The organism is Burkholderia dolosa (genome assembly GCF_902499135.1).
GTDB classification, from domain to species: domain Bacteria; phylum Pseudomonadota; class Gammaproteobacteria; order Burkholderiales; family Burkholderiaceae; genus Burkholderia; species Burkholderia dolosa.
Window position 1 is genome coordinate 54,503 of record NZ_CABVPR010000036.1, and the last position, 6,608, is coordinate 61,110.

The following is a 6,608-nucleotide window of genomic DNA, read 5'->3' on the forward strand; positions in this document are numbered from 1 at the left end:
TTTTTACTCCGCTGCGTCAGGCGCTCAGTACAGCACCGGTCGTCTTCAGGAAGCGAACCTTCTTGCCTTCCTCGACCTTGATGCCAACACGCGACGCCTTGCCGTTCGCGTCGACAACCGCGACGTTCGAAATATGGAGGGGCATCGTCTTCGCTTCCACGCCGCCCGTCGTACCCTTCATCGGGTTGGGCTTCACGTGCTTCTTGACGAGGTTGATACCTTCAACCGTCACGCGGTCGGCGGCCACTGCCAGCACGACACCGCGCTTGCCCTTGTCCTTGCCTGCGATGACGATGACTTCGTCACCCTTGCGAATCTTGTTCATCGCGACTCCTTACAGCACTTCCGGCGCCAGCGAAACGATCTTCATGAATCGTTCGCTACGCAGCTCACGCGTAACCGGCCCGAAGATGCGGGTGCCGATCGGCTCGAGCTTGTTATTCAAAAGCACAGCGGCGTTGCCGTCGAACTTGATCAGCGAGCCGTCTTGACGGCGCACGCCCTTGGCGGTGCGGACCACCACGGCGTTGTAGATTTCGCCCTTCTTCACACGCCCGCGCGGCGTTGCCTCTTTGACGCTCACCTTGATGATGTCGCCAATGCTGGCATAACGACGCTTCGAGCCGCCGAGCACCTTGATGCACATGACTTCACGCGCACCCGTGTTGTCGGCCACTTCAAGCCGAGATTCGGTCTGGATCATGGTTTGTCTTTCCCAACTTAATCCGGATGCACCACCATGATGCATTCGGTCAGTCTTGGTCCCGTCAGCCGATCGGCTGCTTGGGTTGGAACAGCAGCGACGGCAAACGAAACCCGCCATCGCAATTCGGTGAATCTTTCGGAGCAGGCTGGCGCCAGTCCGCTTCCCCCACCAACTTCGCCCGCGACGGGGCTCCCATAAAGAGGGAAGACCGGGATTATAACAAATAATCCCGGTCACGCAAGCAAAAACTTTGCGATTTCAAGCACTTCGCGGAGAAGTGCCCGTTACTGCTCTACCGCTCCGACCCGCTTAGATCACGCGGGCCGCTTCGACGAGGCGCGACACCGTCCAGGCCTTCGTCTTCGAAACAGGACGGGTCTCCTGGATTTCGACGAGATCGCCTTCGTTGCAGGTGTTCGCTTCATCGTGCGCGTGGTACTTCTTCGAGCGCACGACATACTTGCCGTAGATCGGATGCTTGACGCGGTGCTCGATCAGCACGGTGACGGTCTTGTCCATCTTGTTGCTGACGACCCGACCGACCAGCGTCCGCTTCAGCGAGGTTTTCACGCTATCGTTCATTTCTGGTTCGCCTTCTGAGTCATGACGGTCCGCACACGTGCGATGTCGCGACGAACCTTCTTCAGCTGGCTCGTGTTCGTGAGCTGCTGGGTCGCGAGTTGCATGCGCAGGCCGAATTGCGCCTTCAGCAGGTCCGCCAGCTCCTTGTTGAGCGCGGCCTGGTCTTTCTGGAGAAGTTCGGAAGCCTTCATGTTTTCTCCTTAGGCGCCGAGCTGACGCACGATGAACGCCGTCTTCAGCGGCAGCTTCGCTGCAGCCAGACGGAACGCTTCGCGTGCCAGTTCTTCGGATACGCCGTCCATTTCATACAGCATCTTGCCCGGCTGAATCTCGGCGACGTAGTACTCCGGGTTACCCTTACCGTTACCCATACGTACTTCGGCCGGCTTCTGCGAAATCGGCTTGTCCGGGAAAATGCGAATCCAGATGCGGCCGCCACGCTTGATGTGACGCGTCATTGCACGACGCGCCGCTTCAATTTGACGCGCGGTCAAACGGCCGCGACCGATCGCCTTCAGGCCGAATTCACCGAACGACACCGCGTTGCCGCGCGTCGCCTTGCCGGTGTTACGACCCTTCTGCTCTTTGCGATACTTCCTGCGTTTCGGTTGCAGCATCGTTATTCTCCAGTCTTGCCGTCTTCCGGCTTGCCGGCGCCGCGGCGCGGTGCGCCACGACGAGCACCCGGAGCGCCGCCTTCGCCGTCACGGCGCGGACGACGGTCGCCCGGACGCGCATTGCGACGCGGACGCTTGTCTTCGGCTACTTCTTCCACTACCGGCGCGTCGTTGCGGCCGAGCGTATCGCCCTTGTACACCCACACCTTGACGCCGATGATCCCGTAGGTCGTCTTCGCTTCCGAGGTCGCGTAGTCGATATCGGCACGCAGCGTGTGCAGCGGCACGCGACCTTCGCGATACCACTCCGTACGCGCGATTTCGATACCGTTCAGACGGCCCGCGCTCATGATCTTGATGCCCTGGGCACCCAGACGCATCGCGTTCTGCATCGCACGCTTCATCGCACGACGGAACATGATCCGGCGCTCGAGCTGTTGCGTGATCGAGTCGGCGATCAGTTGCGCATCGGTTTCCGGCTTGCGGATCTCTTCGATGTTGACGTGAACCGGAACGCCCATGCGGCGCTGCAGTTCCGTCTTCAGCAGTTCGATATCCTCGCCCTTCTTGCCGATGACGACACCCGGACGCGAGCTGAAAATCGTGATGCGCGCATTCTTTGCCGGACGCTCGATGACGACGCGACCGACCGAAGCGTTCTTCAGCTTCTTTTTCAGGTATTCACGGACACCGATGTCTTCCTGCAGCATCGCCGCGAAATTGTTGTTGTTCGCGTACCAACGCGAAGCCCAATTGCGGCTGACAGCCAGACGGAAGCCAGTCGGATGAATTTTCTGTCCCATCGTATGGCTCCTTAATTCCCGACCGTCACAGTGATGTGACAGGATTGCTTCTCGATGCGGTTACCGCGGCCCTTGGCGCGCGCGGTGAAACGCTTGAGCGATGCCGCCTTGTCGACGTAGATGCTCTTGATCTTGAGCTCGTCGATATCGGCGCCCTCGTTGTGCTCCGCATTCGCGATCGCCGACAGCACGACCTTCTTCACGATGCCTGCCGCCTTCTTCGGCGAGAACGTCAGAACGTTCAGCGCCTTGTCGACCGGCAAACCGCGGATCTGGTCAGCCACAAGGCGCGTTTTCTGCGCCGAGATGCGGGCACCGCGATGAATTGCTTTCACTTCCATCTTGATAGCCCCTTATTTCTTGGCCTTCTTGTCGGCCGCGTGACCCTTGAACGTACGGGTCAGTGCGAACTCGCCAAGCTTGTGGCCGACCATGTTTTCCGAGATGTACACCGGAACGTGTTGACGGCCGTTGTGAACGGCGATCGTCAGACCGATGAAATCCGGGAGGATCGTCGAGCGACGCGACCAGGTCTTGATCGGCTTCTTGTCGCGCGAAGCTGCAGCCGCCTCAACTTTCTTCAGCAAATGGGCGTCGCAGAACGGACCTTTTTTAACAGAACGTGCCATTGCCTACTCCTTAACGCTTGTGACGGCGCTGGACGATCATCGTCGTCGTGCGCTTGTTGCGACGCGTACGGAAGCCCTTCGTCGGCGTGCCCCACGGGCTCACCGGGTCGCGGCCCGCGGCGGTACGACCTTCACCACCACCGTGCGGGTGGTCGATCGGGTTCATTGCCACGCCACGCACCGTCGGGCGGATACCGCGCCAGCGGTTCGCACCGGCCTTGCCGATCTGGCGCAGGCTGTGCTCTTCGTTGCCGACTTCACCGATCGTCGCACGGCATTCGATGTGCACGCGGCGGATTTCGCCCGAACGCAGACGAACCTGTGCGTACACGCCTTCGCGTGCGAGCAGCATCGCCGACGTACCGGCCGAACGCGCCATTTGCGCGCCCTTGCCCGGCAGCATTTCGATGCAGTGGATCGTCGTACCGACCGGAATGTTGCGGATCGGCAGCGTGTTGCCTGCACGAATCGGCGCTTCCGAGCCCGACATCAGCTGCTGACCGACCGTCACGCCCTTCGGCGCGATGATGTAGCGGCGCTCGCCGTCTGCGTACAGCACCAGCGCGATGTTCGCGCTGCGGTTCGGGTCGTACTCGAGACGCTCGACCTTCGCCGGGATGCCGTCCTTCGTGCGACGGAAATCGATCACGCGGTAGTGGTGCTTGTGACCACCGCCCTGGTGACGCGTCGTGATCCGACCGTTGTTGTTGCGGCCAGCCTTGGAGCTCTGCGAGTCGAGCAGCGCAGCGTGCGGCTTGCCCTTGTGCAGGTCCTTGTTGACCACCTTGACCATCGCGCGGCGGCCCGGCGAAGTCGGTTTAACTTTCACGATTGCCATGATTACTTGGCCTCCGCTTCGAAGTTGATTTCCTGGCCGGGCTTCAGGCACACGTATGCCTTCTTCACGTCCTTGCGGCGGCCCATCGAACGGCCGAAGCGCTTTTGCTTGCCCTTCTGAACCAGCACGTTGACGGAATCAACTTCAACCTTGAACAGCAGCTCGACGGCCGCCTTCACTTCCTGCTTCGTGGCATCCGGTGCGACTTCGAACACGACTTGCTCGTTCTTGTCGGCAACCAGCGTCGCCTTTTCGGAAATCACCGGTGCGAGCAGGACCTGCATCAAACGATGATCGTTCTTGCGAATCTCGCTCATGACAGCAACTCCTCGATCTGGGCGACCGCAGCCTTCGTGACCAGCACTTTCTTGAAGTAGATCAGCGACAGCGGGTCAGCGTAGCGCGGCTCGACAACTGCCACGTGCGGCAGGTTGCGCGAAGCCAGGTACAGGTTTTCGTCGACCGTGTCGGTGATGATCAACACGGAATCGAGACCCATGGCCTTGAACTTGTCGGCCAGCAGCTTGGTCTTCGGCGCTTCGAGAACGATGTCCTCGACGACCGACAGACGGCCTTCGCGGGCCAGCTGCGAGAAGATCGAGCAGAGACCTGCGCGATGCATCTTCTTGTTGACCTTGTGCGAGAAGTTTTCTTCCGGCGAGTTCGGGAAGATACGACCGCCGCCACGCCACAGCGGGCTCGACGACATACCGGCACGAGCACGGCCCGTACCCTTCTGACGCCACGGCTTCTTGGTCGTGTGCTTGACCTGCTCGCGGTCCTTCTGCGCGCGGTTACCCTGGCGAGCGTTCGCCTGGTAAGCGACGACGATCTGGTGGATCAGCGCTTCGTTGTAGTCACGACCGAACACGACGTCCGACGCGTTGACCACTGCACCTTCCTGACCATTTTCGTTCAGGAGCTTGAGTTCCATTATTTCGCCCCCTTGGTCTTCACGGCCGGCGTCACGAAAACCTTGCCGCCCTTCGCACCCGGAATCGCGCCCTTGACGAGCAGCAGCTTGCGCTCTGCGTCGATACGAGCGATTTCGAGGTTCTGCACCGTCACCGTCACGTCACCCATGTGACCCGTCATGCGCTTGCCCGGGAAAACGCGACCCGGATCCTGCGCCATACCGATCGAGCCCGGCACGTTGTGCGAGCGCGAGTTACCGTGGGAAGCACGGCCCGAACCGAAGTTGTAACGCTTGATGGTACCGGCGTAGCCCTTACCGATCGACACGCCTTGCACGTCGACCTTCTGGCCCACTTCGAACAGGTCCGGACCGACGATGGCGCCATTCGACAGCTCTGCTGCCTTGGCTGCATCGATACGGAATTCCTTGAGGATTTCACCGGCTTCAACGCCGGCTTTGGCGAGATGACCTGCCAGCGGCTTCGTCACGCGCGATGCGCGGCGGGAGCCGAATGCAACCTGAACGGCCGTGTAGCCGTCGGTTTCAACAGTCTTGATCTGCGTCACGCGGTTGTCCGACACGTCCACCACGGTGACGGGAATCGAATCCCCTTCAGCCGTGAAGATACGGGTCATGCCAACCTTGCGACCTACGAGTCCAAGGCTCATCGTTTTCTCCATTCCCGACTGCGATTGGTCGGGGCTGATTTACAAAATGCCGGGCACGCAAGACCCAACTTTTTTACGCGAATGCGCGAAAAGCCTAGCATTGTAGCAAGGCTTCCCGTTTTCTGCAAGCAATCAAAGACTTAGCGCTTCCAGCGGGCCGGAAGCGCCGAAAGCCTTACTGCAGCTTGATTTCCACGTCGACGCCAGCCGGCAGGTCGAGCTTCATCAGCGCGTCGACCGTCTTGTCGGTCGGATCGACGATGTCCATCAGGCGCTGGTGGGTACGGATCTCGAGCTGGTCACGCGACGTCTTGTTGACGTGCGGCGAACGCAGGATGTCAAAACGCTGAATGCGCGTCGGCAGCGGCACCGGGCCACGGACGATTGCGCCAGTCCGCTTCGCGGTATCGACGATTTCGGCAGCCGATTGATCGATCAGACGATAGTCGAAAGCCTTCAGGCGAATGCGGATTTTCTGTTGCTGCATGACGATTCCTTGAAAAGAGCGAGGCGATATTGCATCGCCGGACACTAAAAAGAACGCGAAACGCGACGCCTGCGGGGAGCGAGGCACCCGTTCCGAACGGCACTTCCACTGCTAAGCCCGCGATTCTACACGAATTTGTGCGGACGGTGCGGTTTATCGACGAGCGCGACAACGCAGCAGAAAAACAAAACCGGGCGCCAGCACGAGCTGGACACCCGGTTCGACGGTACGACTGCCTACCGTCCTGGAATCGCGAGCCCCGCCGGGGCCCGCGGATCGCCGATATTACTCGATGATCTTGGCGACGACGCCTGCGCCGACGGTACGGCCGCCTTCGCGGATTGCGAAGCGCAGACCTTCTT

14 protein-coding genes are annotated in these 6,608 nt (G+C 60.4%); all 14 read right to left on the minus strand.

Going from position 1 to position 6,608, the window contains the following annotated elements:
* Positions 1-16: 16 nt before the first annotated feature.
* Complete coding sequence (rplX, locus tag BUB20358_RS17225; protein ID WP_006400650.1) at positions 17-325, minus strand: 50S ribosomal protein L24; 309 nt, start codon at positions 323-325, stop codon at positions 17-19.
* A 9-nt stretch (positions 326-334) separates the two neighbouring features.
* On the minus strand, positions 335-703 hold the full coding sequence (rplN, locus tag BUB20358_RS17230; RefSeq protein WP_004197951.1) for a 50S ribosomal protein L14: 369 nt from the start codon (positions 701-703) through the stop codon (positions 335-337).
* 312 nt (positions 704-1,015) lie between these two features.
* On the minus strand, positions 1,016-1,288 hold the full coding sequence (gene rpsQ, locus BUB20358_RS17235) for a 30S ribosomal protein S17 (protein WP_006752928.1): 273 nt from the start codon (positions 1,286-1,288) through the stop codon (positions 1,016-1,018).
* Complete coding sequence (gene rpmC / locus BUB20358_RS17240) at positions 1,285-1,479, minus strand: 50S ribosomal protein L29 (RefSeq protein WP_006400652.1); 195 nt, start codon at positions 1,477-1,479, stop codon at positions 1,285-1,287. Before rpmC ends, rpsQ begins: the two co-directional genes overlap by 4 nt.
* Positions 1,480-1,488: 9 nt before the next feature.
* Positions 1,489-1,905, minus strand: coding sequence for a 50S ribosomal protein L16 (rplP, locus tag BUB20358_RS17245; RefSeq protein ID WP_006765417.1), 417 nt, complete (start codon positions 1,903-1,905; stop codon positions 1,489-1,491).
* A gap of 2 nt (positions 1,906-1,907) precedes the next feature.
* Positions 1,908-2,708 carry a 30S ribosomal protein S3 gene (gene rpsC / locus BUB20358_RS17250; RefSeq protein ID WP_006400654.1) on the minus strand — a complete coding sequence of 267 codons (801 nt, stop codon included), beginning with the start codon at positions 2,706-2,708 and terminating at the stop codon, positions 1,908-1,910.
* Positions 2,709-2,719: 11 nt separating this feature from the next.
* Complete coding sequence (rplV, locus tag BUB20358_RS17255) at positions 2,720-3,049, minus strand: 50S ribosomal protein L22 (RefSeq protein WP_004199272.1); 330 nt, start codon at positions 3,047-3,049, stop codon at positions 2,720-2,722.
* Positions 3,050-3,061: 12 nt separating this feature from the next.
* The gene (rpsS, locus tag BUB20358_RS17260; RefSeq protein ID WP_004199273.1) at positions 3,062-3,337 is read right to left on the minus strand and encodes a 30S ribosomal protein S19; all 276 of its coding nucleotides are present in this window, start codon (positions 3,335-3,337) and stop codon (positions 3,062-3,064) included.
* A gap of 10 nt (positions 3,338-3,347) precedes the next feature.
* Positions 3,348-4,175 (minus strand): 50S ribosomal protein L2, encoded by an 828-nt coding sequence (gene rplB, locus BUB20358_RS17265; protein WP_006765418.1) that lies wholly within the window; start codon positions 4,173-4,175, stop codon positions 3,348-3,350.
* 2 nt (positions 4,176-4,177) lie between these two features.
* The gene (gene rplW / locus BUB20358_RS17270; RefSeq protein ID WP_004199275.1) at positions 4,178-4,492 is read right to left on the minus strand and encodes a 50S ribosomal protein L23; all 315 of its coding nucleotides are present in this window, start codon (positions 4,490-4,492) and stop codon (positions 4,178-4,180) included.
* Positions 4,489-5,109 carry a 50S ribosomal protein L4 gene (gene rplD, locus BUB20358_RS17275; RefSeq protein WP_006400658.1) on the minus strand — a complete coding sequence of 207 codons (621 nt, stop codon included), beginning with the start codon at positions 5,107-5,109 and terminating at the stop codon, positions 4,489-4,491. Before rplD ends, rplW begins: the two co-directional genes overlap by 4 nt.
* Positions 5,109-5,759, minus strand: a complete 651-nt coding sequence (gene rplC, locus BUB20358_RS17280; protein ID WP_012212557.1) for a 50S ribosomal protein L3 — start codon at positions 5,757-5,759, stop codon at positions 5,109-5,111. The genes rplD and rplC overlap by 1 nt, the downstream gene beginning before the upstream one ends.
* Positions 5,760-5,934: 175 nt before the next feature.
* A complete protein-coding gene (gene rpsJ / locus BUB20358_RS17285) occupies positions 5,935-6,246 on the minus strand; it encodes a 30S ribosomal protein S10 (RefSeq protein WP_004199280.1) in 312 nt (103 codons plus the stop codon).
* Positions 6,247-6,531: 285 nt separating this feature from the next.
* A partial coding sequence (locus BUB20358_RS17290; protein WP_201785588.1) for an EF-Tu C-terminal domain-related protein occupies positions 6,532-6,608 on the minus strand: 77 nt, incomplete at its 5' end.